This window comes from Haloarcula sebkhae (assembly GCF_014647415.1).
Taxonomy (GTDB): domain Archaea; phylum Halobacteriota; class Halobacteria; order Halobacteriales; family Haloarculaceae; genus Haloarcula; species Haloarcula sebkhae.
This window is the reverse complement of the sequence record NZ_BMPD01000001.1, coordinates 33480-58673: the sequence shown is the minus strand read 5'-3', so window position 1 is coordinate 58673 and position 25194 is coordinate 33480. Positions and strand designations below refer to the sequence as shown.

At 63.6% G+C, this 25194-nt stretch carries 31 protein-coding genes; 16 read left to right on the top strand and 15 right to left on the bottom strand.

The annotated features are described in order from the left end of the window. Nucleotides 1–30 precede the first annotated feature (30 nt). Nucleotides 31–612 carry a DUF2150 family protein gene (locus IEY38_RS00360; protein ID WP_005537897.1) on the bottom strand — a complete coding sequence of 194 codons (582 nt, stop codon included), beginning with the start codon at nucleotides 610–612 and terminating at the stop codon, nucleotides 31–33. Between the two features lie 212 nt (nucleotides 613–824). Between IEY38_RS00360 and IEY38_RS00355 the strand changes: the two genes are divergently transcribed. Beyond that, nucleotides 825–1133, top strand: coding sequence for a hypothetical protein (locus IEY38_RS00355; protein ID WP_188974479.1), 309 nt, complete (start codon nucleotides 825–827; stop codon nucleotides 1131–1133). Nucleotide 1134: 1 nt separating this feature from the next. Here the strand turns inward: IEY38_RS00355 and IEY38_RS00350 are convergent, their stop codons facing one another. Further along, nucleotides 1135–2358 (bottom strand): mechanosensitive ion channel family protein, encoded by a 1224-nt coding sequence (locus tag IEY38_RS00350; RefSeq protein WP_188974478.1) that lies wholly within the window; start codon nucleotides 2356–2358, stop codon nucleotides 1135–1137. Nucleotides 2359–2452: 94 nt separating this feature from the next. Next, nucleotides 2453–3361: a pyridoxal 5'-phosphate synthase lyase subunit PdxS gene (gene pdxS, locus IEY38_RS00345; protein WP_170097288.1), complete on the bottom strand. Its 909-nt coding sequence runs from the start codon at nucleotides 3359–3361 to the stop codon at nucleotides 2453–2455. A gap of 166 nt (nucleotides 3362–3527) precedes the next feature. Here pdxS and IEY38_RS00340 point away from each other — a divergent pair, with 166 nt between their 5' ends. Further along, nucleotides 3528–4298, top strand: a complete 771-nt coding sequence (locus tag IEY38_RS00340; protein ID WP_188974477.1) for a DUF1405 domain-containing protein — start codon at nucleotides 3528–3530, stop codon at nucleotides 4296–4298. Between the two features lie 36 nt (nucleotides 4299–4334). Here IEY38_RS00340 and IEY38_RS00335 read toward each other — a convergent pair whose 3' ends face one another. From IEY38_RS00335 to IEY38_RS00305, 7 genes are all read right to left on the bottom strand, one after another. Then, nucleotides 4335–4511 (bottom strand): hypothetical protein, encoded by a 177-nt coding sequence (locus tag IEY38_RS00335; RefSeq protein ID WP_170097290.1) that lies wholly within the window; start codon nucleotides 4509–4511, stop codon nucleotides 4335–4337. Between the two features lie 93 nt (nucleotides 4512–4604). After that, complete coding sequence (locus tag IEY38_RS00330; RefSeq protein ID WP_188974476.1) at nucleotides 4605–7277, bottom strand: valine--tRNA ligase; 2673 nt, start codon at nucleotides 7275–7277, stop codon at nucleotides 4605–4607. Between the two features lie 231 nt (nucleotides 7278–7508). Continuing rightward, nucleotides 7509–8426, bottom strand: coding sequence for an HFX_2341 family transcriptional regulator (locus IEY38_RS00325; RefSeq protein WP_188974475.1), 918 nt, complete (start codon nucleotides 8424–8426; stop codon nucleotides 7509–7511). A 68-nt stretch (nucleotides 8427–8494) separates the two neighbouring features. After that, nucleotides 8495–8926 (bottom strand): YgaP family membrane protein, encoded by a 432-nt coding sequence (locus IEY38_RS00320; RefSeq protein ID WP_188974474.1) that lies wholly within the window; start codon nucleotides 8924–8926, stop codon nucleotides 8495–8497. Nucleotides 8927–9016: 90 nt separating this feature from the next. Continuing rightward, entirely contained in the window at nucleotides 9017–10543 is a 1527-nt protein-coding gene (locus IEY38_RS00315; protein WP_188974473.1) for a sodium:solute symporter family protein, read from the bottom strand. Nucleotide 10544: 1 nt separating this feature from the next. Beyond that, nucleotides 10545–10754, bottom strand: coding sequence for a DUF3311 domain-containing protein (locus IEY38_RS00310; protein ID WP_188974472.1), 210 nt, complete (start codon nucleotides 10752–10754; stop codon nucleotides 10545–10547). A 103-nt stretch (nucleotides 10755–10857) separates the two neighbouring features. Then, nucleotides 10858–11202, bottom strand: coding sequence for a tRNA-binding protein (locus IEY38_RS00305; RefSeq protein ID WP_008312635.1), 345 nt, complete (start codon nucleotides 11200–11202; stop codon nucleotides 10858–10860). 51 nt (nucleotides 11203–11253) lie between these two features. Between IEY38_RS00305 and IEY38_RS00300 the strand changes: the two genes are divergently transcribed. Then, the gene (locus IEY38_RS00300) at nucleotides 11254–11964 is read left to right on the top strand and encodes a sugar phosphate isomerase/epimerase family protein (RefSeq protein ID WP_188974471.1); all 711 of its coding nucleotides are present in this window, start codon (nucleotides 11254–11256) and stop codon (nucleotides 11962–11964) included. Between the two features lie 179 nt (nucleotides 11965–12143). After that, nucleotides 12144–13481, top strand: a complete 1338-nt coding sequence (gene dnaG, locus IEY38_RS00295) for a DNA primase DnaG (protein ID WP_188974470.1) — start codon at nucleotides 12144–12146, stop codon at nucleotides 13479–13481. Here dnaG and IEY38_RS00290 read toward each other — a convergent pair. Both IEY38_RS00290 and IEY38_RS00285 read right to left on the bottom strand, forming a co-directional pair. Beyond that, entirely contained in the window at nucleotides 13478–13894 is a 417-nt protein-coding gene (locus tag IEY38_RS00290; RefSeq protein ID WP_188974469.1) for a GNAT family N-acetyltransferase, read from the bottom strand. The two genes, dnaG and IEY38_RS00290, sit on opposite strands and share 4 nt — an antisense overlap. Further along, on the bottom strand, nucleotides 13891–15249 hold the full coding sequence (locus IEY38_RS00285; RefSeq protein ID WP_188974468.1) for a DUF92 domain-containing protein: 1359 nt from the start codon (nucleotides 15247–15249) through the stop codon (nucleotides 13891–13893). Before IEY38_RS00285 ends, IEY38_RS00290 begins: the two co-directional genes overlap by 4 nt. Nucleotides 15250–15344: 95 nt before the next feature. Here IEY38_RS00285 and IEY38_RS00280 point away from each other — a divergent pair, with 95 nt between their 5' ends. Beyond that, nucleotides 15345–15953, top strand: a complete 609-nt coding sequence (locus IEY38_RS00280; RefSeq protein ID WP_170097301.1) for an undecaprenyl diphosphate synthase family protein — start codon at nucleotides 15345–15347, stop codon at nucleotides 15951–15953. On the opposite strand, the gene uppS is transcribed toward IEY38_RS00280, so the two are convergent. After that, nucleotides 15954–16880 (bottom strand): polyprenyl diphosphate synthase, encoded by a 927-nt coding sequence (gene uppS / locus IEY38_RS00275; RefSeq protein ID WP_188974467.1) that lies wholly within the window; start codon nucleotides 16878–16880, stop codon nucleotides 15954–15956. Nucleotides 16881–16995: 115 nt separating this feature from the next. Here uppS and IEY38_RS00270 point away from each other — a divergent pair, with 115 nt between their 5' ends. The 3 genes from IEY38_RS00270 to IEY38_RS00260 all read left to right on the top strand — a co-directional run bounded on the left by IEY38_RS00270 (nucleotide 16996) and on the right by IEY38_RS00260 (nucleotide 17971). Next, the gene (locus IEY38_RS00270; protein WP_008312646.1) at nucleotides 16996–17190 is read left to right on the top strand and encodes a cold-shock protein; all 195 of its coding nucleotides are present in this window, start codon (nucleotides 16996–16998) and stop codon (nucleotides 17188–17190) included. A gap of 2 nt (nucleotides 17191–17192) precedes the next feature. Continuing rightward, on the top strand, nucleotides 17193–17387 hold the full coding sequence (locus tag IEY38_RS00265; protein WP_004957702.1) for a cold-shock protein: 195 nt from the start codon (nucleotides 17193–17195) through the stop codon (nucleotides 17385–17387). A gap of 173 nt (nucleotides 17388–17560) precedes the next feature. Further along, complete coding sequence (locus IEY38_RS00260) at nucleotides 17561–17971, top strand: DUF5778 family protein (RefSeq protein ID WP_170097303.1); 411 nt, start codon at nucleotides 17561–17563, stop codon at nucleotides 17969–17971. A gap of 5 nt (nucleotides 17972–17976) precedes the next feature. Here the strand turns inward: IEY38_RS00260 and IEY38_RS00255 are convergent, their stop codons facing one another. Continuing rightward, nucleotides 17977–18267 (bottom strand): DUF7577 domain-containing protein, encoded by a 291-nt coding sequence (locus IEY38_RS00255; RefSeq protein ID WP_188974466.1) that lies wholly within the window; start codon nucleotides 18265–18267, stop codon nucleotides 17977–17979. A gap of 111 nt (nucleotides 18268–18378) precedes the next feature. On the opposite strand from IEY38_RS00255, the gene ahbB reads away from it, so the two are divergent. From ahbB to IEY38_RS00225, 6 genes are all read left to right on the top strand, one after another. Next, a complete protein-coding gene (gene ahbB, locus IEY38_RS00250) occupies nucleotides 18379–19434 on the top strand; it encodes a siroheme decarboxylase subunit beta (RefSeq protein ID WP_188974465.1) in 1056 nt (351 codons plus the stop codon). 46 nt (nucleotides 19435–19480) lie between these two features. Beyond that, entirely contained in the window at nucleotides 19481–20128 is a 648-nt protein-coding gene (locus tag IEY38_RS00245) for a precorrin-2 dehydrogenase/sirohydrochlorin ferrochelatase family protein (protein WP_188974464.1), read from the top strand. After that, nucleotides 20125–21471, top strand: a complete 1347-nt coding sequence (hemA, locus tag IEY38_RS00240; protein ID WP_188974463.1) for a glutamyl-tRNA reductase — start codon at nucleotides 20125–20127, stop codon at nucleotides 21469–21471. The genes IEY38_RS00245 and hemA overlap by 4 nt, the downstream gene beginning before the upstream one ends. 41 nt (nucleotides 21472–21512) lie before the next feature. Then, the gene (locus IEY38_RS00235) at nucleotides 21513–21791 is read left to right on the top strand and encodes a 4a-hydroxytetrahydrobiopterin dehydratase (protein WP_005537935.1); all 279 of its coding nucleotides are present in this window, start codon (nucleotides 21513–21515) and stop codon (nucleotides 21789–21791) included. Nucleotides 21792–21801: 10 nt separating this feature from the next. Then, nucleotides 21802–22221 (top strand): LWR-salt protein, encoded by a 420-nt coding sequence (gene lwrS, locus IEY38_RS00230; protein WP_188976093.1) that lies wholly within the window; start codon nucleotides 21802–21804, stop codon nucleotides 22219–22221. A 108-nt stretch (nucleotides 22222–22329) separates the two neighbouring features. After that, nucleotides 22330–22977, top strand: coding sequence for an HAD family hydrolase (locus IEY38_RS00225; protein WP_188974462.1), 648 nt, complete (start codon nucleotides 22330–22332; stop codon nucleotides 22975–22977). Here IEY38_RS00225 and IEY38_RS00220 read toward each other — a convergent pair. Continuing rightward, a complete protein-coding gene (locus IEY38_RS00220; protein WP_188974461.1) occupies nucleotides 22965–23891 on the bottom strand; it encodes a molybdopterin-binding protein in 927 nt (308 codons plus the stop codon). The genes IEY38_RS00225 and IEY38_RS00220 overlap by 13 nt on opposite strands. Before the next feature lie 110 nt (nucleotides 23892–24001). Between IEY38_RS00220 and IEY38_RS00215 the strand changes: the two genes are divergently transcribed. Together IEY38_RS00215 and IEY38_RS00210 are read left to right on the top strand one after the other, a co-directional pair. Next, nucleotides 24002–24778, top strand: a complete 777-nt coding sequence (locus IEY38_RS00215; RefSeq protein WP_188974460.1) for a GIDE domain-containing protein — start codon at nucleotides 24002–24004, stop codon at nucleotides 24776–24778. A 47-nt stretch (nucleotides 24779–24825) separates the two neighbouring features. Further along, entirely contained in the window at nucleotides 24826–25182 is a 357-nt protein-coding gene (locus IEY38_RS00210) for an Hsp20/alpha crystallin family protein (protein WP_188974459.1), read from the top strand. The last annotated feature ends 12 nt before the right edge of the window (nucleotides 25183–25194 follow it).

Below are 25194 nucleotides of genomic sequence, written 5' to 3'. Positions count from 1 at the left end.
GACGGCGGTAAAAACCTGACTGCCGAATTATCAACTCTCGTCTTCTTCGACGACTTCCGGGTCGCTCATCGCGGTCTGGAGACTGTCGAGTCCGTTGACCCACTCGGAGACGAGCCCGTATTCGAGGTCTTCGGCGACCTCCATCGGGAGCTCCGACCCGCCGATGATCTGCGTGCCGGCCTGCACACAGTAGCCCAGCGCCGCGTCGAGGTCTTCTTCGGCTTCCGCGTCCGCGGCGGCTTCGATGTAGTCCGTGATGGTCGCGTCGTCCGCGGCCCCTTCTGCGACGAACTCCTCGGCCGCGTAGAACACGCACAGTAGCGAGGTCTGAACCCCGTCGATCAGCATCACAGTCTCCTCGTCGTCGATGTCGATGTCGTCGAGAACGATCTCCCGGACGCCGGCAAGCTCGTCGAGCGTCGCTTCCTCGTCGAGCGGCCCGTCCTCGTAATCGGTGAGAATCTTCGCGACCGCGATCGCGGCGTCGTCCTGGAGGTTCAACAGGAGCCGCGCCGAATCCTCGTCTTCAGGGTCGACGTCTTCTTCCTCGATACGGTCTAGCCAGTTCTGCCAGCGTTCTTCGGTGTAATACTCCCCCGGCGGAGTGCTCATACCAGTCCGTTCGTCCCGTTGGGGATAGTAGTTTCGACCGGCGGCCGCTCCGCCGCGGCGTCCATACGGTAAAGACCGAGCAGCGATCCACTATGTTAGCGCCTGAAACAGCTTTTCCGTAGGTTTCCCGGATTGCTTGCGCACCCCGAATCCATATCATGGCCTCCGTCGAAGAACGTACTTTTATATCAACAAACATGCTATGAAGTAGCATGGCACAGCGACAGCTGGTCTCGACCTGTGACCGACCCTTCGACCCGGCTGCAATCGCCGCGCTGGCCGAACGTGTCGGTCTAGTGCTGATCGCCGTAGCGCTACCGGTCGCCGTCGGTGCATTCGCCGGGTTGGCCCTCACTGCCGGGTCGCTCTCGGCCGCGAGCGATGCCGCGACCGCCACGCTGAGCGGGCCGCTGACAACAAAGCAGGGGCTGTCCTGGCTGTTCTACGTCAGCACGCTCGGGACTGCACTGGGATGCTGGGTTCTCGGACTGGGGCTCCTTCTCGACGGTCTCGATCTGTAGGTCAGCCGTCGCCGTCCGGACGCATCTCCACGCCGCCTTCCAGTGCCTCCTCGTCCGCCGCGTCCACGCGGTTCGAGAGGGTCCGCTGTGGGAACGGGATGGAGATGTCTTCCTCGTCGAAGGTGGCTTTCACACCCCGGACGACTGCCGAGATGGCGCGCCACTTCCGTGGCGGTGTCGGGTGATCGATCCAGAACCGGAGTTCCATCACCACGGCAGAGTCTCCGAAGTCCTTCGGGACAACGTCCGGCGTCGGCGAGTCGACGACGTGTTCGATGTCGGCCATCGCCTCGCGAGCGAGGTCCATCGCCCGGTCGACATCAGTGTCGTAGTCCACACCGATGTCGACCGTGAGGCGCAACAGCCCCTTGCGACTGCGGTTCGTCACCGCGCGGTCGCTCACGCGGTCGTTCGGGATGATGACGAACTCGCCGTCGAAGTTCTCCAGCCGCGTGTTGAAGATGGTGATATCGGTCACGATCCCTTCCTGGTCGCCGACGAGCACCCAGTCGCCGATAGTGAACGGGCGGGAAAACATCAGGACGAAGCCGGCGATGAGCGAACCGAGCGTCTGTCTGGCAGCCAGACCGACGACGATACCGAGGAACCCAGCCCCGACGAGCAAGCCACTGAGATCGATGCCCCAGACGGCGAAGACCGTCGCACCGATAGTGACGAAGACGGTGACCTGCCCCAATCGGAGGAGGATCTCCTCCTGGTGTTCGGTGAATCCGGTAACAGCCTGACTGAACCGGCCGATCCACCGCTGCATCTGGTCGGACAGGACAAAGGCCAGCATGACGAGAACGATCGTCTGTATCGTCGCCAGTACTGACTGATCGCTCCCGTCGAGGTACGGCCCAACCGTCTGGACGATATCGAGAACACCCCAGACGATGAGGAACGAGACGACGACGAGAACGACCATCGAGAACTGGGCGATCCGGAGAAACACGCCCCGGATGGTCGTCGGTGTGTAGTCGGCCATGACCTGCAGCCAGTCACCGGTTCGGTCCGATGTGGCAGACCGAAGCCAGGAGAGGACTGCTGGCACGACGACGACACTGACAAGCAGGACGATCAAGAGGATGAGCGTCGCGACGAGTCGCCCCTGCGCCGCGACCAACTGGTCCAGCAACCGCTGTAACACGGTAAAGAGTTCCAGAAGGCCTTCACCGGTATCGTTGGCCGCTGGCGTGGGCGTTGCCGTCCCCTGCACAGCCACCTATCGCCGCCGTAGGAACTTGTGTCTTCGTCTTTGTGCGGCGGTCTGTACGGTGTCTGATACCGAAAGAAAAAACGACTGGTCGCGGTCCTTGTTAGACGCCGCGGCCCTGCAACTGCTCTTCTTCGTCGAGGTCCGCGTTCGCCTGGCCTTTCATCCCCTTGCCGGGGTTCTTCGCGATCTCCTTGAGCTGTTCGGGGTCGTCGTAGTTGTTGACCGCTGCGACGATGGACTCGCCCATTGCCTGGGGGTTCTCCGCGCCGAAGATACCAGAACCGACGAAGATGCCGTCACAGCCGTGTTGCATCATCAGTGCGGCGTCGGCGGGCGTCGCGATGCCGCCGGCCGCGAAGTTGACGACCGGCAGCCGGCCGCGGTCCGCCGTCTCGTGGACGAGCCGGCGGGGCGCACCGTGTTCGCGGGCCCACTCGTCGCGCTCCTCGTAGGCCATCCCTTCGAGCATCCCGATGGAGCGCTGGATGTTCCGCTGGTGGGTGACGGCCTGATTTACGTCGCCGGTACCTGCCTCGCCCTTCGTACGAATCATCGCTGCGCCCTCGTCGATGCGGCGCAGCGCCTCGGCGAGGTTCCGGGCTCCGCAGACGAACGGCGCGGTGAACTCGCGCTTGTCGATGTGGTAGCGGTCGTCGGCCTGAGTCAGTACTTCCGACTCATCGACCATATCCGCGCCAGCGGCTTCCAGAATCTGGGCCTCGGCAGTGTGGCCGATGCGGGCCTTGCCCATCACCGGAATCGACACCTCTTCGATGATCTCTTCGAGTTTGCTGGGGTCTGCCATCCGAGCGACACCGCCCCGCTTGCGGATGTCGGCCGGCACCGACTCCAGGTGCATCACGGCGACCGCGCCGGCGTCCTCGGCGATTCGGGCTTGCTCACGGTTGACGACGTCCATGATGACGCCGCCCTTCTGCATCTTCGCGAAGCCGCGCTTGACGAGGTCAGTCCCGCGACGGAGGTCCTCGAGGTCGGTCTCTTCAGTCATTACCCAGACTTAGGACTGGATTTACTTAACGCGTGTCCTTTCGAGGGACAGAACGGCGTTTGACCCGCACGCGGGGGAGCCGATATCGGGCCAGTGACAGCGATATTCTCCAGAGGACGGGGCTGAGACCACTACCGTTTTCATCGCGTCTCCCCACTGCATCGACATGGCTACGGACGAGGGTGTCGGCGGGCGCATCGACGCGGCTGTCGCGCGGGTGTTTAGCCGGCGGCTCCCCGATGCCGAAGGGCTTCCGCAGTACGTCGCGCCGCTACCAGCGTGGCTGGAGAACGTCGGGCTCAGACTCGCCTGGCCCATCGCCCTCGTCAATCTGGTCGGGACGCTGTTTGGCTTCTGGTACTACGCCGGCCGGCCGCTGAACACAGCGCCGCCGCTCGTGGAGGGCCAACTCGGTGCGGCTCCGCTAGCCGCCTACCCCCTGATTCCGGACTCCCCGGTCGCGACGATGTTCATCGGGCTCTCGCTGGTGGCCTGGCGGCTCGACTGGAATGCCCAGTGGCTCCACATGCTCGGCTTCTTCGGCTGCATCAAGCTCGGCCTCTGGACACCGTACGTCCAGCTCACTCTCAATGGTCCTGGCGGGATTCCGCTGTGGCTCTACTGGTTCCTAGTTCTGAGCCATCTGGCGATGGCCGCCGAGGCATTTCTCATCCACCGCTACGCGAGTTTCTCTGTCATGTCCGTCGCCGTTGCAGTGTTCTGGTACGGCTTCAACGACATCGTGGACTACTTCGTCCCGGTTCTCGACGGGCCACACCACACCTGGCTCCGGGCCGAGCCAATTGTCGCTGCCGGTGGGTTCGACCACACGGTGCTCGCCCATGACCTCGCAGCGGGCTGGGCGGTCGTGCTGACGCTCATAGCGACGTTTCTCGCACTGGCGACGCGTGTAGAGAAAGTGAAACGGCAAGCCTGACCGGCGCTGTCCTTCGCTGGCGGTTCCGGCAGCGTCTCAGGTCGTGAACCCGTCCTCTGTCTCGCGCTCGTCGAGGACCCACTCCAGTTCCTCGATAGCGCGCAGGATGGCGACCTCGGCCTCGTCTTCCAGTTCGGTCGACGGCGGGTCGTGCTTGTCGTACTCGTCCTGCAGCGCCTCGATTCGGTCCCGAATCGTCTCCTCTGTTCGCATGGTTTCAATGACCGGACCCGCAGGTCTTGATGCTACTGGTCGCGGCGATGTGCGGCCCGGTGGCCGGCGAAATACCTGTAAAACGAGCCGAGCTTACCGAATCACGACGACGGCGCTCTCGGTTTCGGTCATCTCGCCCTCGCCGGAGTAGGTCCGGGACTCCTCGACGGTGAACATCTCGTCGTCGAGTTCGACGCCGGCGACCCGTAGCGTGTCGCCGTCGATCTCGTAGTCGCCGTCCTCGATAGCGGCGTCGATAGCACCGACTTCGCTGCCGAACTCGGGGCCGACGAGCGAGTAGTCGAGGTCGATGCCACTGACCTTCGTCGTGATGTCCGGGGCCTCGTCGTAGGTGTCAAGTTGAGCAACGTGCATCGCCTCGCCGACCGCGTCCTCGAAGCCGGCGATGTGGCCGAACACCTCAACGTGGTCGAGGTCGGCGTTCAGCGGCAGCCCGTTCTCGGTCTTGTACCGCCGGAGCGCGGAGACGACCTCCATCGCCGTCTCGCCCGCCTCGAGGTCGGCGTCATAGCCGCCCGCGGTCGGCCAGTCCGTCGTGTGAATCGAGCTATCTTCCTCGTAGCACCGCTCCCACAGTTCCTCCGTAATGTGTGGGAGGAACGGCGCGAACAGTTGCAGGAAGGTCCGGTGGGCCTGCAGGAGCGTGAACTCGGTCGACACGTCGCCACCGTCGGAGAGTCGCTGCTTGGCGATTTCGAGGTAGTCGTCACAGAACGTGTTCCAGAAAAAGGACCGGAGTTCGTTCCGGGCCTTCGAGAACTCGTAGTCCTCGAACTTCGTGGTGACTGACTCGACAGTCGCATCCAGTTCGGCCAGCAACCACTCGTCGACAGCGGCCAAATCCTCAGGCTCGTCGGGCTGACTCGCGGGCGTGAGTTGGTCGACCAGCCGCGAGGCGTTCCAGAGCTTCTGGAGGAGTCGCTCACCGGCTTCGAGGTCCCCCTCCTTGTACGGGAAGTCGTCGCCGATGGAGGTACCGGCGGCCCAGTAGCGGGTGGCGTCGACCGGGAACTTCTCTAAGACCTCGCTGGGCGGGATGACGTTGCCCTTGGACTTGGACATCGCCTCGCGGTTCTCGTCTAGCACCATCCCGTTTATCATCACGTTCTCGAATGGCACCTCGCCGGTGTGCTCGTAGCACTTGACGACGGTGTGGAACAGCCAGAAGGAGATGATGTCGTGACCCTGCGGACGCAGGTCGAAGGGGTACAGCTCCGGCAGTTCCATCGTGAATGACTCGCTGTCGGCGTCCCAGTCCCAGCCGGCATTCACCAGCGGGGTCAGCGACGAAGTCGCCCACGTGTCGAAGACGTCCTCCTCGGGCGTCAGCGAGTCGTGGCCACACTCGGGACAGCTATCGACCGGCGGGTCGTCCGACAGAGGGTCGACCGGGAGCTGCTCGCGCTCGGCCATCACGGGCTCGCCGCAGTCGTCGCAGTACCACACCGGGATCGGGATGCCCGAATCGCGCTGGCGGGAGATACACCAGTCCCATTCGAGCCCCTCGATCCAGTGCTCGTAGCGGGTTGCCATCTTCTCGGGATACCACTCCATCTGGCGGCCAGCCTCGATGTACTCCTCTTTCTTGTCGAGCAGTTCGATGTACCACTGCTCGGTGACGAGGTACTCGACTTCCTCTTCACAGCGCTCGTGGACCTGCACGGTGTGGTTGTGGTCGCGGCTCTCGAGCAGCGAGCCCTCCTCGCGCAGGTCCTCGATGATGGCCTCGCGGGCCTCGGTGGTGTGCATCCCCTGATACTCGCCGGCCACGTCCGTCATCGTCGCCGACTCGTCGATGGCGAGCCGCAGCGGTAGGTCGTGGGCCTGGTACCACTCGATGTCGTTCTGGTCGCCAAACGTACAGCACATCACGATGCCGCTGCCGGTCTCCATGTCGACGCGCTCGTCGGCGATAATGGGGACCTCCTGCTCGAAAAGAGGCACGCGCGCACTGCCACCGACGAGGTGCTGGTTCTCGTCGTCGTCGGGATGGACGAAGACGGCGACACACGCCGGCAGTAGCTCGGGCCGGGTCGTCGAGATGGTGAACGTCGCGTCCTCGTCAGCCGGCCCGTCGCCCGTCTCGACGAGGTCGAAGGCGATGTCGTTGAACAGCGTCGACTTGTCCTTGTCTTCCTGCTCGACCTGTGAGATGGCCGTTTCACAGTCCGGACACCAGATGGTCGGCGCGCGCTGGCGGTACTCCCGGCCCTGCTCGTAGAGGTCGAGGAACGACAGCTGGGAGACCCGCTGGACATCCGGCGCGATGGTCTTGTAGGTGTTGTCCCAGTCGATGGAGATCGCAAGCGACTGCACGTCCTCGGTGAACTCGTCCTCGAACTGCGTACACACGTCGCGGCACTTCTCCTGGAACTCCCGTCGCGGGTAATCCTGGTGTCGGATGTCGAGTTCGCGCTCGGTCAGTCGCTCCGAGGCGATGCCGTTGTCGTCGTAGCCGAATGGGAAGTAGACGGTGTCGTCGCGCATCCGGTGGAAGCGGGCGACGAAGTCCTGTAGCGTGAACTGGTAGAGGTGGCCCATGTGGAGGTTCCCCGACACCGTCGGCGGCGGCGTGTCGATGGTGAAGCGGGTATCAGCGTCCTCGTCGTAGGCGTAGGTCTTGTCCGCGACCCACTGGTCCTGCCACTCCGGCTCTACCTCGCGGGGGTCGTACTCCCCGTCGAGGGCGTTCTCTGATTCGTCTGCGGTCGGTTCGTCCTGCGGTGGGTCCTGTGTATCACTCATATTCAAGCGGTGGGTGTAACACCCGGATAGCATCTGACTGCGGCGTAGTTATCAGCGGTGCGTGCGTCGAGTGGTAGGGGTGATGTGGGGCGTGGGGGCCCCTACACCGACGGGCGCGAGAACCAGCGTTCGGGAGAGTCGACGCACCATCTGTACAATACTCGACCAACGGCAGGATTAATGACTTCGGTTTTCGCTGGCGTTCCAGCAGGCTCAGGACACCGCCACTCTTTACGGCAGGTCGGACTTGCGATGCTCGCGGTCCTCGGCGGAGTGGGCACGAACCCACAACTGCCCGATGCGCGAGAGCGTTGTCCGGTAGGATTTCCCGTGTTCCTCCTGCTCGATGTATCCTTTTCCGCCGGGACCAAGCCGGTCGACGTTGTAGATGACCTTCGAGCGGAAGGAGTCGGTGTACTCCTCACCCAGATCTCGGGCCAGCTGCTGTGCGAGTTCGGAGACGGACTCGAATTCACCGTGTTCGCCGAGGGTAAAGAGGATGACTTCCTCGAAGGGCTTGACATTCGAGAAGGAGGCGACGGGGAGCTCGACCACGTGGGAGCCGTCGATCTCCTTCGCGCCGATGGTCGTCCCGCGTTCGTCGAACTCCGCCAGCAGGTCCCGTGCGGTTTCGAGTCTGTCGTCGACACGTTCGTCGACATCCTCGCCCGTGCGCATGTCCTCCAGCATGTCGATCTGCTTGCGCAGTTCTTCGGCGAGTTCTGTCTCCAAGTACTTCTCGGGGACTGTGTAGTAGGTGTGGATGCGATCCCGGTCGCCCTCGCGCTCGACCATAATCGAGTGAGCCGCAGTCGCAAAGGCAAAGGAGACAGTCCGGGGCATCGCGGAGACGTTGACCCACACCTCGCTACCCGCGTCGAGTTCGGCGTTGATGAGTTCGAACGCCTGCTCGAAGGCCTCGTCGTAGTCGTACACGTCGGCGACGACGAATCGCTCGGTTTCGGCCCCGAGCAGGTTCTGGTAGTCCTTTTCCAGCTTCTCGGCGAGGTTGCGCGAGTACTCGACGTTGGCTTCGCTGCCGACCGCCCCCTCAAGGAGGATGACGCGGTCAACGTCGAGTTGCTCGCGCACCAGCGGCGCGATGAGCCGGTCGTAGTCGAACCCGACCGGGACGATGTGGGTCTGCATACGTGAATGACTGGGACGGTGATTATAAAAAGAACCAGACTCGGGCCGCTGAGCGGTCGGGGCCGACGTTACTCGCAGGTCTCGTGGACGATAGCGCCGTCGTCGTTCGGCCCACGGCGCTCACCGGGAACAATAGGGTCCTCACAGACGGCACAGGTCAGCTCGCCGCTGGCGTGACCGTTCGCGGCCTCGGTGTCGTCAGCGGAGGTAAAGTCGACACTCACGTCCGTCGACTGGTCGGCTGCCGACTCGTCGTCCATATCCGGCGCGAACACGTCGTCGTCGTCTTCACTGGCCGTCGTATCGATATCGAAGGTGTCGTTGAATCCACAGTAGCCCGTAGAAGCGTTGAATCCCAGGCCAAGCGCGCCGATGCCGGCGAGCAGGCCGCGCTTGCGCTTCCCGCTCCGAAGCCAGCGCAGGGAGACGATTGTCAGGACAGCTGCCAGCACCGCACGGATGAGGCGGTCGCGACCGCCGACGTTCTTATCGGAGTCCATACCTGCATATTGGGCTGGATGCTTTTGTAGGTTTACATGTCCGCCGGTGGCCGCTGTCCGGTGGTTGTCGCGGTGAACGGTCAGCACCTCTCAGTCGCTTTCGATGCCGGTGACGGCGTAGGCGGTGCGGTTCTCGGTCGCAGCGGGGGCAGTCACCAGCGAGACGCCGACCGTCAGCACGAGACCAACTAGGATGCCGACGATGCCGGGCGTCCAGCCCAGGTACGCCGTCGGCAGGGCGACATCAAGGCCGACAAGTCCGCCAAGTGTCGAGAGCACCGGGAAGACGTGCAGGCCATAGAACACTTGGCTGCCGATCACGCCGGCGTACATCCCCGAGCGCGTCGTTCCCTGCCAGTACAGCGCAAGTGCGACAGGAACCGTAAGCTGTGCGAAGCCGCTGAAGGCCGTGTCGCCGATCTGGACCAGTGTTCCCGGCGTGTAGAGACTCGAAACGAACGAGAGGGTAGCAAAGATGACGACGCCGATGCGGGCGACGAGCGCCTCGCGGCGGTCGGTCGCTTCGTCGCTAGCATCGCTGCGGCCAGTGAGCGGCCGGTAGAGGTCCCGCGTGAGGTACGACGAACCCGACAGCAGCATCGAGTCGCTGGAGGACATCATCGCGGCCATCGCGCCGGCAATGACCAGCGCGGTGAACCACGTCGGCGTGTACTCGCCAAGCAGCGCCGGGATGACGTTGCCGCCCTCCGGGACAGTGATGCCGAGCCCGGCCGCCCACGCTCCCAGCATGAACGCCGGAACGAACAGGAGCAGGACCAGCACCGGCCAGAGTGCAAACGTGCGCTTGAGCACTTTCTTCGAGCCGGCGGCGAAGAAGCGCTGATTGATCTGTGGGAACATCGTCACGCCGAAGGCGATGCTGACCGCGGTCGAGATGATGTACTGGGGCGTGTAGAGTCCGCCACCAAGGCCGACGAAGGCGGGCTCTTCGGACGCCAACAGGGCCGTTGCCTCGCCAGCGCCGCCAACGGCAGAGAGGACCCAGGCGACGGCGACCCAGATCAGCGAGAGCATGAACAGGCCCTGGAGCGTGTCGGTCCAGGCGACGCCGCGCATCCCCGAGAGCGCGACGTAGAGAATCATAAACAGCGTGATGCCGCCGGCTCCGACCCAGAACGGGACCGCGCCATTCGTGAGGCCGACGATGGCCTGGCCGGCCCCCTTCTGCTGGAGCATCACGTACGGGAACAGCCAGACCAGGCTCACGCCGGCGACGACGACCCGCAGCGCCGTCGACCCGAATCGGTCGCCCAGCATCTCACCAAGCGTCACGTAGCCGTGGCGCTTGCCGACCAGCCACTGCTTGTAGCCCAGTACGTACCAGAGGACAGCGAAGATAATGCCGTCCATGAGCCCCATCACGAGAATCCATTCGGGGCCGGCGCTGAACGCGAGATTCGGGCCGCCGAAGAACGTAAACGCCGACAGTAGCGTCGCGAAGGTCGTAAACAGCAGGACGACTGTGCCAAGCGTTCGGCTCGCGAGATAGTAGTCCTCGGCGGTCCGGTCGGTGAGGCGATAGGCGACTGCCCCCACCGCGAGTGCGACGATCATGTACGCGCCGACGATACCCAGTTGGAGTGCGGTGTCAGCCATCTCACCGCACCTCCTCGACGCCGAGGCCCCAGTCGGTACGCGCGAAGACCGCGAAGACGACGCTCGCAAGCACCATCCACCCGATATGCCACCACAGCCACACAGGCAGTCCGGCCGCGATCGTGCTGGTGTCCCAGAGGAACCATGGCACTGCCAACGCCATCAACACGAGCGCGACGACTGTCCACCCAGCGGCCCTGACCGTACTCATATTACGACAGTCTAGCCGCTGGCGGTACTAATGGGTAACGAACCTTCACTATCTCTTGTTGAAGAACAATCGCCTTCAATACGTCCACGTCACAGAATCATCTTCAATACACCCGCGTCCCCGGCTCGACCTCCCGTTCGGGCGTCAGGTGGACGACGCCGTCCTCGCTGTCGACGCCGGTCACCAGACACTCGCTCTCGAAGCCGGCGATAGAGACCGTCCCGAGGTTGACGACGGCGACGACCTGTGAACCGAGGAGGTCCTCGGGGTCGTACACGTCTGTCAGTCCCGCGGCGGATTGGCGTGTCTCGTCACCGAAATCTACGTCGAGCTTGTACACATCCTTGCGTGCTTCGGGAAACGGTTCGACGTCGACGATTTCGCCGATACGCATCTCTACGTCTTCGAGGAACCGTGCGGGGTCGATCTCGGTTTCAGTGAATCCCATGCCCCCCGATTGTCCGTCCAGTTATTTTATGACAGCGTTCGCAGCAACGGTATGCAGACAGCGATCCAGCTCTGGACGCTCCGTGAACTCCGGGAACCGCTCTCGGACGTGCTCGACCGCATCAGCGCCGCGGGCTACGACGGCGTGGAGTTCGCCGGTATCGGCGACCCGGGTGCGTCCCGGCGCGCGCTCGATGAAGCGGGACTCGGCATCGCCGGCGTCCACGTCCAACTGGAAGACCTGCAGTCCGACCCGCGCACCGTTGGCAATCAGGCCCGAACACTCGATGCGCCGTACATCGTCCTCCCGTATCTCGACGACGACCACTTCGCTAGTGAGCGGGCAGTCGAGTCCACGACGACCCTGCTCGAAATGCTTGCGGCGGACTTTGACCGACCGCTCCTGTACCATAACCACGACCACGAGTTCGTCCCGCTTGGCGACGGGACCGCCTTCGACGCGCTCGTCGACCAGACGACCATCGGCTTCGAGTTCGACGCCGGGTGGGCCCACGCTGCGGGGCAGGACCCCGTCGAACTGATCCGGCGACTCGACGGGCGTGTCCCCGTCGTCCACCTCAAGGATATGACAGCGGACGGGGAACCGACGGCGCTCGGCGACGGCGTGGTGCCGCTCCAGGCGGTAGTTGATGCGGCCCGCGAGGCCGGAACTGACTGGCTCGTCTTCGAACACGACGACCCAGAAGACCCGGTCAACGCCATCCGGGCCGGTGTCGACGGCATGAGTTCGTTACTAAACTGAGTGGCCGATCTGTCGGGAATGGAACGTTTCACAGAAGCGGTGTCGGGTCGCTGCGTCCCTGCGAGAAGGTTTGATCATCGAGTCGGGTGCGCAAGGTTATTCCGCTGTACTTCCCAACATCAATATAGTGACAGCAGTCCGTCGAAACACCGGGTGACGGGCTGGAAAACAGGACAATCATGCAAGATACGGCGAAATATCTAATACATGCCGACATCACGGCGGCGGGAGTCGTCGAGCGGAGCGACGTCGTCGGCGCGGTGTTCGGCCAGACGGAAGGATTACTCGGCGACGAACTGGACCTGCGGGACCTGCAGGACTCGAAAAAGGTCGGCCGCATCGACGTGGAGATACGCTCGGAGGGTGGACAGTCCTTCGGCGAGATTACCGTCGCGAGCGGGCTCGATAGGGTCGAAACGGCAATTCTCGCCGCGGCACTGGAGACCATCGAACAGGTGGGGCCGTGCCGCGCCGAGATCGAGGTCGCCGAGATCGAGGACGTGCGCAGCGCCAAGCGGCGCGAGGTCGTCGAGCGCGCGACGGAGTTGCTGAACGACTTCGAGGAAAAGTCCATTCAGACGGAGGATATCGTCGAAACGGTCAGACAGCAGGTCCGGGTCGCCGACGTGACCGACTACGAGGGGCTCCCGGCCGGGCCGCGGGTGGCCGACTCCGATGCGATTGTCGTCGTCGAAGGGCGTTCTGACGTGATGCAACTGCTGAAATACGGCATCAAGAACGCCGTAGCCGTCGAAGGCACGGATGTCCCGGATGCTATCGCGGACCTGACGGCTGGCCGGACAGTGACGTCGTTCCTCGACGGCGACCGCGGCGGGGACCTCATCCTGAAGGAACTCGCGCAGGTCGGCGACGTGGATTACGTCGCCGTCACGCCAAGCGGCAAGTCCGTCGAGGACCTCTCCCGGAGCGAGGTGATGTCGGCGCTCCGTGATAAGGTGCCCTACGAGACGGTCGCAAGCGCGAAGAGTCTCGACAGCATCCGCGAGGAGATGTCCCACGCTGGGGAGTCGACGACCGCCGACGGCGGTGCGGTGACCGCTGCGATATCGGACGACACCGCTGACAGCCAGCCTGCGCCCGATGCACAGACCAAGTCGGCGCAGACAGAGACAGCCGACGGAGCGACGAACGGCACGGACAGTCCGAACGCGGCCGCCGCGACGGATGCCGCGTCTGAAACGGAGTCGACGATGAGCGACGATGGAACGACCATCCCGTCGCTCTCGGACCACATCGAAGCCGTCATTCAGAACCACAGCGGGACGGCCAGACTGGTCGACGAGGACGCGACACTGCTCGCTGAGGGCGACGCCGACGACGTTGTCTCGTTGCTTGAATCCACCGAGGACGTTCCCAAAACTGTCGTCATCGATACCGACTGCTCGCAGAAGCTCCTCGACGTTGCCGCCCAGCGCGGCGTCGATGTCGTCGTCGCGGCCGGCCACGGCGAGTACGTCAAACAGCCGACGGCTGTGCAGGTCCGTATCGAGGGTTAGAGGTCCCGGACGAGCAATACCCCATCGCCGTCGTCGTAGTGATCGGGTAGCTCGTCAGCGACCGAGAATCCGAACCCGTCGTAGAAGCCGCGTGCCCGCTCGTCGTCCACGCGCGCCGTGAGTCTGATTGTCTCGAACCCGCCAGCCCGAAGCCTGTCCAGCAGCCCGTCCATCAGTGCTGTCCCGAGGCCCTGCCCCTGTTTCCCGGGTGCGATGGCGAACTCTGCTAAGTACGCGATCGGATGGTCCGGCACGACCAGCGCGTAGCCGAGCGGTTCGCCAATATCGAGCACCAGCACGAGCGGCGGGCCGTCGATTCCGACACTGAGTAGGTCCGGCCACGGCTCGTCAAGCGCGTTCGTCTGAATAGCCCGGAGCCGGGATTCATCCGCGGGACGGGCCTCGCGAATCATAGAAGACCAGCGACCAGCACGACGCCGACCCCGGCCAGTGCGGCCGCCAGGGTTGCGAGCATATTGACGCCCTGATTGCCGACGACTGAGCCCTCGACGGTCGCGCCAAGCAGGCTGTCGACGATCATCCCGACCAGCCCACACAGGAGGATGACGCCACTGCCCACTGTGGTGATGTCTTGCGTGAGCGCGGCGATACCGGCGATGATGCCTGCGCCGACGGCCCCAGCGGCCACACCCTGCCAGGTGACGCCGCCGTCAGTGCCCGGCTCGACGGGCTTGAGCGTCGTAATGAGCCGTGGGTTGTCGTAGAGCCCGCCGAACTCACTGGAGAACGTGTCGGTCATCGCGGCGGCGACAGCCCCGGCGAAGGCATAGAAGAACAAGAGCGGGTTGACAGCGATGTGGCTCGGACTCGCCGCCGCCGCGACGACGGCGAACAGCGCGACGATGGAGTTTGCGAGCACGTTCCCGCTTCCGCGTGCGCCCTCGTTCTCCTCGGCGATGCCGCGGTCCAGTTTCTCCTCGTAGCGGAACTTCGTCGAGAGGCCACCGAGCGCGAAAAAGGAAATCAGCATAGCGAACCAGCCGAAGCCGCCGAGTACGATGGTCAAAAAGGAGAGGAGAACGCCGGTGAGCATCCCCGGAAGGGATGCGGTGTCGAGCGCGTAGGAGAGATAGCCAAGCAGGACTGTCACGGCGAGCGCGATGACGACGCGCTGTGCCGTCACCGACGGGTCGAGTTCGAAAAACAGCCACAGTAGCAGTCCCACAGTGAGCATCACCAGCGGGTCGTCCCGTTCGAACAGTACCGACCGAAGCAGTGCGGCGACGAACGCGCCGCTGGCGGCGAGAAACAGCACGAGTGGAATATCGACAGCGGCCGCTCCTTCGCCGACAGCGGCCTGAATCTGCGTCCCGAGAACCTGCCCCGCGACGCCGGCGACGAAGCCGACGAGAACGAAGCCCGCAGTTGCGACGACTTCGTCTGAGCGGACGGTGTATGCGAGCCGCTGGCCGAGGTTGCCGTAGGCGACGATGACAACGACACCGACGAACACCGGCACCGGTAGACTGAAGCGGACGGCAAGCAGTGCGAGCCCGGCGGCGGCAAGCGAGAAGGCCGCTAGCCCGTACAGTTTCCCGTCCTCGTAGTCACCGGGGCGCGCGAACAGGTCGAACAACCGCGAGTCCTGCCCGATGACTGTGACGCCGAGCGCGGCGACGAGGACGAAGGGTGCGATAGCGGCGACAGTCGCGAGTTCGAGCGAGCGAAAGCCCGTTGCGGCCGGGACGGCGACCGCGAGGGTCCCCACGGCGGCAAACGCACCTGCCCGACGGACTGTGCCAGTCACGTCCCACCGGTATCCCCGAGAGGCACTTACCCTTTCCGAACTGTGGAGGCGACGGTACCGTGAGATTTACTGGGGCTGTCAGCATACCGGCGGACGTGGGACTATACGACCGATATCTCGCGACGCGCGTTCGGCGCAGCGACGCCGACCTGCCCGAGACGGTCGCGCTGGTGATTACGGAGCGGGATCTGCTGGGAGACGGTGCATACCGGACCTTGGAGCGATTTTTCGACTGGGCGGTCCAGTACGGAACCGATACCGTCGTCGTCTACGTGAGTGTTCTCGACGAGGAAGCGATTCCGACGCTGCAGCGCGAACTCGAAAGCGTCACCGCGCCACGGGAGATAGCGGTCAGAGTACCGGACGACGAGACGACGGCTGATGCCCCGATTCAGATTTCGATCGGCCTCGGCGGACAGTCTGAGTTCGCAACGGCCGTCCAGAAACTGGCAAAAGATGTCGATGCGGGCTCGCTCGACCCGAGCGACATCGACGAGGCCGCAGTAGAGGAGCATCTCGTCTTCCCGGCCGACCCGGATCTGGTCATCAAGACTGGAGCCGAACGGCTCTCCGATTTCATGATCTGGCAGTCCGTGTATTCGGAACTGTACTTCACAGACGTGAACTGGCAGAACTTCAGACTGCGGGATTACCTGCGAGCGTTACGGGATTATCAGGAGCGACAGCGCCGGTTCGGGCGGTAATCAGTCCGCGAGGTCGTACTCCTCGTCGAGTTGCTCGCGTTCGGTACTCGGGAGCGCGTCCCGGAACCGTCCGAGCATCCGTTTAGCCGTCGGGAGTTCCGACTGCTCAATAGCACGAACCAGTGCGAGCGAGCGCTCAGCGCGGGTCGTCCGCCAGGACTGCTCGCGGTTCTGGTACGTCCGGATCGCTCGCAGGAAGTCGACTTTCCGGAACTCGGGCCAGTAGGGGGTACAGAAGAACGTAGCGGCCTCGTTGCCGTTGGCGTGCCACGGCAAGAAGTTCGAGGTGCGTTCGTCGCCGCCGGTTCGGACGATGAGGTCGACATCGCGGGTCGGCCCCTCGTAGAGCCGTTCTTCGATGGTTTCCGCGGAGACATCCGTCGGGTCGAGGGCCCCGTCCTCGACGGCAGTAGCGACCTCGCGGGCCGCGCCGAGTAACTCGGCCCGGCCGCCGTAGGCTAGCGCGATGTTGAGGTTGAGCTGGTCGTACTGGGCGGTTCGCCCTTCAGCGTAGTCGATAGCGTCTCGAACCCGCTCGGGAAGCATCTCCGTCTCGCCGATGGCGCGGATACACACGCCGGCTTCGTGGACCCGGTCGGCGTCGGCAAACGTCCGGAGCTTCCGTTCGACGAGGTCGAAGATGTGTTCGCGTTCCTCGGGGTCGCGGTCGAAGTTCTCCGTCGAGAACGTGTACAGCGTCACCTCACGAACGTCGAGTTCGTCGCACCAGTTCAACAGCGCCTCCGTCGTTTGGGCCCCTTCTCTGTGGCCCTCCTGCTTTTTCGCGCCCTGCTTTTCAGCGTATCGTCGGTTCCCGTCCATAATGACTGCGACGTGGTCGGGCGTCCCTGACAGTTCCCACTGGAGCAATCGCTCGTAGGCTGCATATCCCAGTCGCTTCCCCCTCGATAGCATCGTTGTGTACATTTCAACCACTCAATAAGGGCTTTGTGGAAAGGATCGGGTACAGTTATTTCCCACCTAATCTATCGAAATATATGCGCATAGTTTTAATATACCCCGGCTTAACGTTCAAATTGCAATGGCGACCGGTACGGTAGACTTCTTCAACGACACAGGCGGTTACGGTTTCATCGATACCGAAGACTCCGACGAGGACGTCTTCTTCCACATGGAGGACATCGAAGGTCCTGACCTCGAGGAGGGGCAAGAAGTGGAATTCGAGATCGAGCAGGCCGACAAAGGCCCGCGCGCGAAAAACCTCACGCGGCTGTAACCATGGCGACAGGCACTGTCGACTTCTTCAACGATACGGGTGGCTACGGTTTCATCGAAACCGACGACGCCGACGAAGACGTGTTCTTCCACATGGAAGACGTCGGCGGCCCGGACTTAGAAGAAGGGCAAGAAGTCGAATTCGACATCGAACAGGCAGATAAAGGCCCGCGGGCGAAGAACCTCGAGCGACTGTAAGCGAGAACGGCTCGCTTTTCAACGGGTTCGCTACTGACCGAGCGGCGCGACTCGGCAGCGCGTGGGTTCCCACCGCTGTGGCCGCGCCGTCTCTCGATCCGAATATCTTCGGGTAGACGGATCAGCGCTCTGAATCCGAAGCGTCTTAGGGACAGCGACACCGACCGCAAGGTATGAGCGAGGCCGACGCACTCGACGATGACCTTTACCGGCGGACCAAGCAACTGCTCGAACCGGGCGAGATTCAGCTCAACGGCGCTGTCGTCCATACGGAGTACGACGGCAGCGACGAGATCGAGATGATGCAGGCCACCATCGAGGTCGGCGAACTCATCGCCGAGGGCGCTGGTCTGGACCCGACGGACACATTCGTCTACTCAGGGAGCGACGATTCCGAGTTCGCGTCGAACCAGCATCAGGGCCTCACGCTTGACGACGAAGAGTTCGTCTGGGAGTGCCAGCAACTCCTGCGAAACGGCTCCTTCGATCTGGTGTTCTACTACAAGGCGAGTGCCGACCACGACGGGATTCTCGACGCTATCGAGGACGCTGGCTACGCGGTCACTGGCGTCGAAGGCGAGTAAACGCATCAGTCGCTGGTGGCCAGCCGTTCTTGACAATTATGACAATACGTGTAGTCGGGGCCGTTCGCCGCGCCACAGATACGACAGTTTCTCGCCTCAACCGCGGCCTGTTCGAAGTAGGCGTTGAGCTGGCCGGTGTCGCGACCGTTGCGTCGGCCGCTGAACTGGTCGACGAGCGTGTTGTGTGCGGCGTAGTCCATGAGCCGGAACATCAGCACGAACCACAGCGGCACCCCTATCAGGACGAACAGGTAGACCAGCAGCCGGACTGTCAGTTCGGCTGTCGAGATTGCCACACGTGAACTAGGGGCGCAAGGGAATAAAACGCTCCGGCGACCCGGACATGCGGGCCGCGTTCGCTCGCCTGTCCCGGGCTGTTTTTATTCGCAGAACCCCCAGCTTTCCGTATGAGCGAAGACCTCGGGACGGTAGACCGGGCGGTGTTGAACGCCTTCCAGGGCGGCTTCCCGGTCGTCGAACGGCCGTTCGAACCGGCCGCGGCGGCCCTCGCCGACCACGGCGTCGACATCGACGCGGACGAGCTGCTAACGCGCGTACAGGACCTCGACGACGCGGGCGTGCTCACGCGGTTCGGGGCACTCATCAACGCCGAAGCGATCGGCGGCACTGCCACGCTCGTCGCAACCCACGCCCCCGAGGACAGCTACGACGAACACGCCGAGATGATAAACGCGTACCCGGAGGTCGCGCACAATTACGAGCGCGAACACCCGCATCTGAACATGTGGTTCGTTCTCTCGGTGGCCGAGGAAGGACGGGTCGAGGAGGTTCTGGCCGAAATCGAGGCCGAAACCGGCGAGGAGACATACAACCTCCCGAAACAGCAGGAGTTCCACGTCGGCGCGAAGTTCCCCGTCGAGGGGCCACAGACTCAGGACATCGACTGTTCGGATCTGGGTCCGGACGTGACGCCGACGGACAGCCAGTCCCTGACCGCCGACGAACTGGACCTCGTGCTGGAAATCCAGGACGGTCTCCCGGTCACTGCCACACCGTACGCCGACGTGGCCGACGAAATCGACGCTGACGTTGGTTGGGTACTGGAGACGATCAAGCGCTTCAACGCGGAGGGGAAAGTCCGCCGCGTCGGCGTCATCCCGAACCACTACGCGCTTGGCTACAGCGAGAACGGGATGACTGTCTGGGACGTGCCCGACGAGGTCATCGACGAGGTCGGCCCGGCCATCGCCGAGTTCGACTTCGTAACCCACTGTTACGAGCGGCCCCGTCACGACGGTGTCTGGCCGTACAACTTCTTCGCGATGACCCATGGGCGAAGTGAAGCGGAGAGTCAGGAGCGCATCCAGCAGGTCCGTGACCGGATGACCGACCACTGGGACGTCTCTGAGGACGACTGGGACACGCTGTTCTCGACGCGCATCCTGAAAAAAACAGGCATCAGGCTGGATGAACGAGCGCGGCAGAACACAGAGACGGCGTGATCGTGCGTATGCAGGACCGTAGTGCCGAATCAGGGAGTGCCAACCGATGATTCCGCTTATGCACGATTTCGAGGGCGAGACGGTGCTCGTCGTCGGTGGCGGCCCAGTCGGTGCGCGCAAGGCCCGAACGTTCGCCGCGGAGGCGAGCGTCGTCGTCCTCAGTCCCGAGTTCGGCGACCGAACGTTCGCTGACGCTGAAAAGGTCCGGGCCGCACCGGCCCCCGAGGACGCCACGGAGTGGGTCGAGCAGACCGACCCGGCGCTGGTCGTCGCCGCGACGGATGACTCGGACCTGAACGACGCCTTCAGCACAGCCGCTGAGGAGCACGGCGCGCTCGTCAACCGCGCCGACGACCACGGCGACCAGTCGTTCGGCAACGTCGTCGTGCCGGCCACTGTACGGGACGACCCGGTGACGCTCGCGATTGCGACCGGCGGGCGCGCGCCGGCGCTATCGAAACACCTTCGCGAGCGGTTCGAAGACGAGTTCGGAAACGCTGGTCTGATGGCTGAGGTCGTCGGCGACTTCCGTGAGGACCTGCGCGACCGGGGGGTCCCGGCGGCCGAACGGCGCGACGCCGTCAGGTTCGTTGTCAGGTCACGGGAAGTTTGGAAGGCTTTAGATAGTGGCAGGTACAAGGGAGAGCAAGTAGCTAGAGACGTGATCGGAGAGTTACCTGGTGATCAAACGTGAGAGGGGACACTGGTGCAATCGTTGGGGTCTGTATCTCCCATGAGCGCGCAAGCGTCGACCAATTAGAAACCGCTGCGGCGGACAGCGAGCGCCACGCCGTCGAATCCCTGCTCGCCAACCCAGAGGTTGAAGAGGCGATTGCGCTGCAGACGTGCAACCGTACTGAAGGGTACGTCGTCGTCTCTGATCACGAGGACGGGCTTGACGCGCTCGAACTGTTCACCCGTGCCGTGCCCGATGACGTCGTCGTCGAGATGGGTCACGAGGAGAGCCTCCGTCACTTGCTTCGAGTAGCCGCCGGGCTCGAATCGATTGTGCTGGGTGAGGATCAGATCCTTGGCCAGCTCCGGACCGCCTACGAGACCGCACGCGGCGTTGGCGGCATCGGACCGATGCTGGAAGACGGTGTCACGAAAGCGATTCACGTGGGCGAGCGCGCTCGCACGGAGACGAAAATCAACGAGGGTGTCGTCTCGATTGCCTCCGCCGCGGTTCGCCTTCTCAAACAGGAGAGTTCGCTAGCGGATGGGACAGCGCTCGTTGTCGGGGCCGGCGAGATGGGCCAACTCGCTGCGGAGGCGCTTAGCGAGGAAGTAGACCGGCTGCTCGTGGCCAACCGGACGGTCCCACACGCAGAGCACATTGCTGAATCGGTCGATATCGACGCCAGCGCACTCGCACTCGACGGTATCGAAGCCGCCGTCTCCGAGGCCAGTGCCGTCATTTCGGCAACGGGAAGCGGCGATCAGGTGTTCGATATCGGGACCTTCAGCGATTCCGGCGATGTATCCATTGTCGATATTGCCCAACCGCGTGACGTCCCGGCGGGCGCGGACCGCCTCCCGTCGGTGACGGTGTATGACCTTGATGCGCTGGAGTCGGTGACCGCTGAAACGCGGAACAAGCGACAGCGAGCCGCCGAAGCGGTCGAGCGTATCGTTGATCAGGAGTTCGACCGCCTGCTCACGCAGTACAAGCGCAAACGCGCAGACAGAGTTATTTCGACGATGTACGAGAGCGCTGAACAGGTCAAGGCCGCAGAGATCAACAGCGCACTTTCGGCAGCTGACTTCGACGATGAGCAGGCGGAGGTCGTCGAAGCAATGGCCGACGCCATCGTCTCGCAGATCCTCGCCGCGCCGACCAAGAGCCTGCGCGACGCCGCGGAGGAGGACGACTGGTCGACGATCCATACGGCGCTCCAGTTGTTCGATCCGGACTTCGGCGGCCCGGATCAAGCCACGCCGCCTGAGTTCACCCAGGGTATGTCGGTCGACGACATCCCCGACGGCATGCGCGACGAGATCCCGAACGCGATGCTCGACCGGCTCTCTGACGACTGATCACGCCCACCTTTTTGCCCACGCCGCCCGACGTAGCCGATATGGCAGACTTGCTCTCTGACGACGAGATTAGCGACCGACTACCCGAGCAATGGACCCGCGAGGGCGATGAAATCGTCCGCGCCTTCGAGTTCGACGGCTATTTGGACGCGTCGGGCTTTCTGAGCGCCGCGGCGGGCCTCGCAGAGGACGCGTGGCATCACCCGGAAATGACCATCCGCTGGGGCGAGGTCGAAGTCCGGCTCACAACCCACGATGCCGGTGGCATCACCGAGAACGATATCGACCTCGCCGAACGGCTGAACGGCATCCACGACTGACGGTGTGACCGTGGACACGCCCGACGGACTCGCGTCGCTCCAGCCGACTGACCCCGACGGCGCGACCGCACAGTATGTTTTCCGGGTAGAAATTCGGCTGGAGCCGGACGCAGATGGGCTGTGGACTGACCCCGATCGGTTCGAAACGACGCTGTACCGGACGGCTGACGACCCGGGCAAAAGCGGCTGGCTGTTCTTCCGGAACACGCTCTGGCGGGGCGAACTCGCTGACGAACCGCATTTCCGTCGGCTCGTCGAGGACGAACTCGGCTGTCCAGTCGTCTCGGCGTCGTTCAGTGAACTCCGGACCGACGAGGCGCATTTCGACGCGCTGAAAGCCCAAATCGCCGACGATCTGTCCCTGTTCAACGCTGACTCGGTCAGCGAGGTGCTCACCAAGTATCTCGGCAGTTCGATACGGGTGACATAGGCCGAGCCGCTGCTGTGTAGTCAGTGACTACAGATGTGTTATACACCTCAAAACTGACAGTAGGGCCCGAAAGACTTTATTAGAAAATCCCCAATAAATCTACCTCTCATGACCACCGACTACGACTTCTGGCTGTTCGACCTCGACGGGACCCTCGTCGACATCGAGCCAGCGTACCCCCGGAAGGTAATGGGCGCCGTCGGCGACCGCCTCGGCGTCGAGTTCACCGACCGGGAACGGGATGCACTCTGGTACGGATTCGGTGGGACACGGTCGCGGACGCTTGCGGAGCGTGGCATCGACCAGCAGGAGTTCTGGCGGCTGTTCCACGAGGAGGAAGACCCTGTCGCCCGGGCCGAGGCGACGTATCTCTACGACGACGCCGAGGCGTTCCTCGCCACCCTTGATACACCGGTCGGACTGGTCACACACTGCCAGCAGTACCTCACCGAGCCGGTGCTCGATCACCTCGACATCGCCGACTGGTTCGAGACGGTCGTCTGCTGTGACGACGACATCGGCTGGAAGCCCGACCCGAAGCCGGTCGAACTGGCGATGCGGGAGATGGATGTCTGGTACAACGGCCACAGCGGTGTGCTGGCGGGAGATAATCCGTCAGACATCGGTGCGGCGTGGAACGCGGGCCTCGATGGCGTCCACGTCGGCCGGCGGTCCCCGGCAGAGACAGGTCGGTGCGTGCGTGGTGACAAACGCGTCGCTACGTTACTCGACCTGGCGTCGTCTCAGGGCAGGTAGTCCCAGTTTTCCACAGTGACGGTCGTTCCGGCATCGATACCAGTCTCGTCAGCAGCCACGGATACCCAGCCGTCGGCCCGGGTCGCGGTCGCGAGGTCAACGCCGGGCAGCGGCGTTGCTGTCCCGTCGCTCACAGCGACTGGCGTAAACGTCTTGACGCCGTGCTGACTGTCGATGTCCGCCGCCAGCGTCGCTCGTGACTCCGGGTGTGCAGACAGCGGTGCATCGGCAAACGCCTTCAGTAGCGGACGAAGGAGGTGTACCGCGCCGACGCGGGCTGCACTCGGCGACTTCGGCAACAGCAGGACCGGGCGGTCCTCGACGACGGCGACGCCCGTCCGCTGGCCCGGGTCGATATCGACGTAGTCGGTGAACACCTCACCGAGATCTGCAACGACCTCTCGAAGCGTATCCCCCGGCTCGGTCCCTGTGATGACGAGCGCATCTCGGGTGAGGTCACGCTGGACGGCCATCCGGAGCGCCGGCGCGTCGTCAGCGACGGGGTCCCGGTAGGTCACCTTCCCGCCCCACCGGTCGACGTACTGCGCCAGCGTGAACCCCGCCGTCTCGACCTCGCGGGCTGGGCTGGCATCCGCTCGGAGTTTGTCGCCAGTCGGTACGATGCCGACCTGCGGTCGCTGGCGGACGAGCAGTTCGGAGACGCCGGTCGCCCGCAGCAGTCCCACGTCGCCGGGCCGTACCTGATGCCCTTGGTCGAAGACGGTGTCATCGACCGAGATATCTGCCTCTTCGACGGGTTTATTGGCCGTTGTATCTGTCGCCAGCACTCGTCCGACAGCGACGGAAAGCGGAATTCTGTCTGTTCGGTCGACAGGGACAGCGAAACTACCGAGCTGTCTGCGGGCAGTCTCCAGCGCGAGCGACTCAGCCTCCGACGGCGGGGAGCCAGCCATACCCCTGCTAGTGGGTACTGTGGCAAAAACACCCCGAGTGGCCACGCCCCAGCCGTCGCTTGTCCACATGGACTGGGAACGTTTTTCCTCGGTCGGGTCGGCATCGACGTATGGTCCTCCCGCAACTGGTCGGCATCGTGTTCCTGATCATCGGCAGTTTCGTCCTCCTTCGCGGTGGCCGGGAATTCAAAACGGTGTTCCACATTCTTCGAAACGATCCCGTTCCGGTGCGCTCGCTCGACGGGCACACTGGTCCCGTCGAAATTACCGGCACAGCCGTTGCCCACGAGGATGCCGGGACCGTCACGTCCCCCTTCACCGGCAGCGAGTGTCTGGCCTACACCTACGAGGTCGAGGAGTACCGGTCGTCGGGCAAACACTCGAACTGGGAGACGCTGGACGAGGGGCAGGACGGCGTCGACTTCATCGTCGACGACGGGAACGCGCGCGTTCGCGTGAACCCGGACGGAGCGGACGTGCGGTTCGAGTCTCAGTCGGTGACGGTGTCCCCCGGGACTGAACTCCCCGAGCGTCTGGCCGACTACGTCGAGCGAACGGAGGGCGTCGAGGCCCAAGATGGGTCGGTGAACCTGCTCGTGACGGAAATCAGCTTGGGGAACAAACAGCGCTTTACCGAGCGTCGGCTGGACGTTGGCGAGGACGTGTACGTCTACGGCCAGGCGATGCGTGGCCCCGCAACGGCGTGGGGGAGCAATCTGGTCGACGCTATCGTCGGGGACGGCGACGGGACGCCGGTGTTCGTCATCTCCGATACCAGCGAGCGTGGCACTGCGCGGCGGATTGTTCGGGGTGCTATCGCTGAGACTGTGTTCGGTCTTATCGCGGTTATCATCGGCAGCGTTGCCGTCTTGTCCGGGCTTCTGTAGTGGCCGAGACCGTCGGGTTTACCACTGCGTACCACTTAGATGGGCGCATGTCTGCCCTGCGTGAAGCGCTTCGGGACCTTCCCGACGCCGTGTTCGCGGACGTGCTCGAATCCGAGGACGAATACCTGCTCGTGCTCGATCTGCCGGGCGTGACCGCGGAGACAATCGACGTAACCGTTGAAGGGGGCCGCCTTCGCATCGACGGGCAACGGACCAAGGACGTGCCCGGCGAGTTCACGTTCGTCCGCGAGGACCGCTCCGTGTTCCTCGACGCCGAGCTCCCGCTCCCGCCGGACACGACCGGGCAGGGCGGGGAGGGGATCGTGGAAAACGGCGTCCTCGAACTCCGCCTGCCGAAGGCGACAGCGGCACCGAGCACTACCATCCCGATCGACGGGGACTGACCCAGAGGTGGC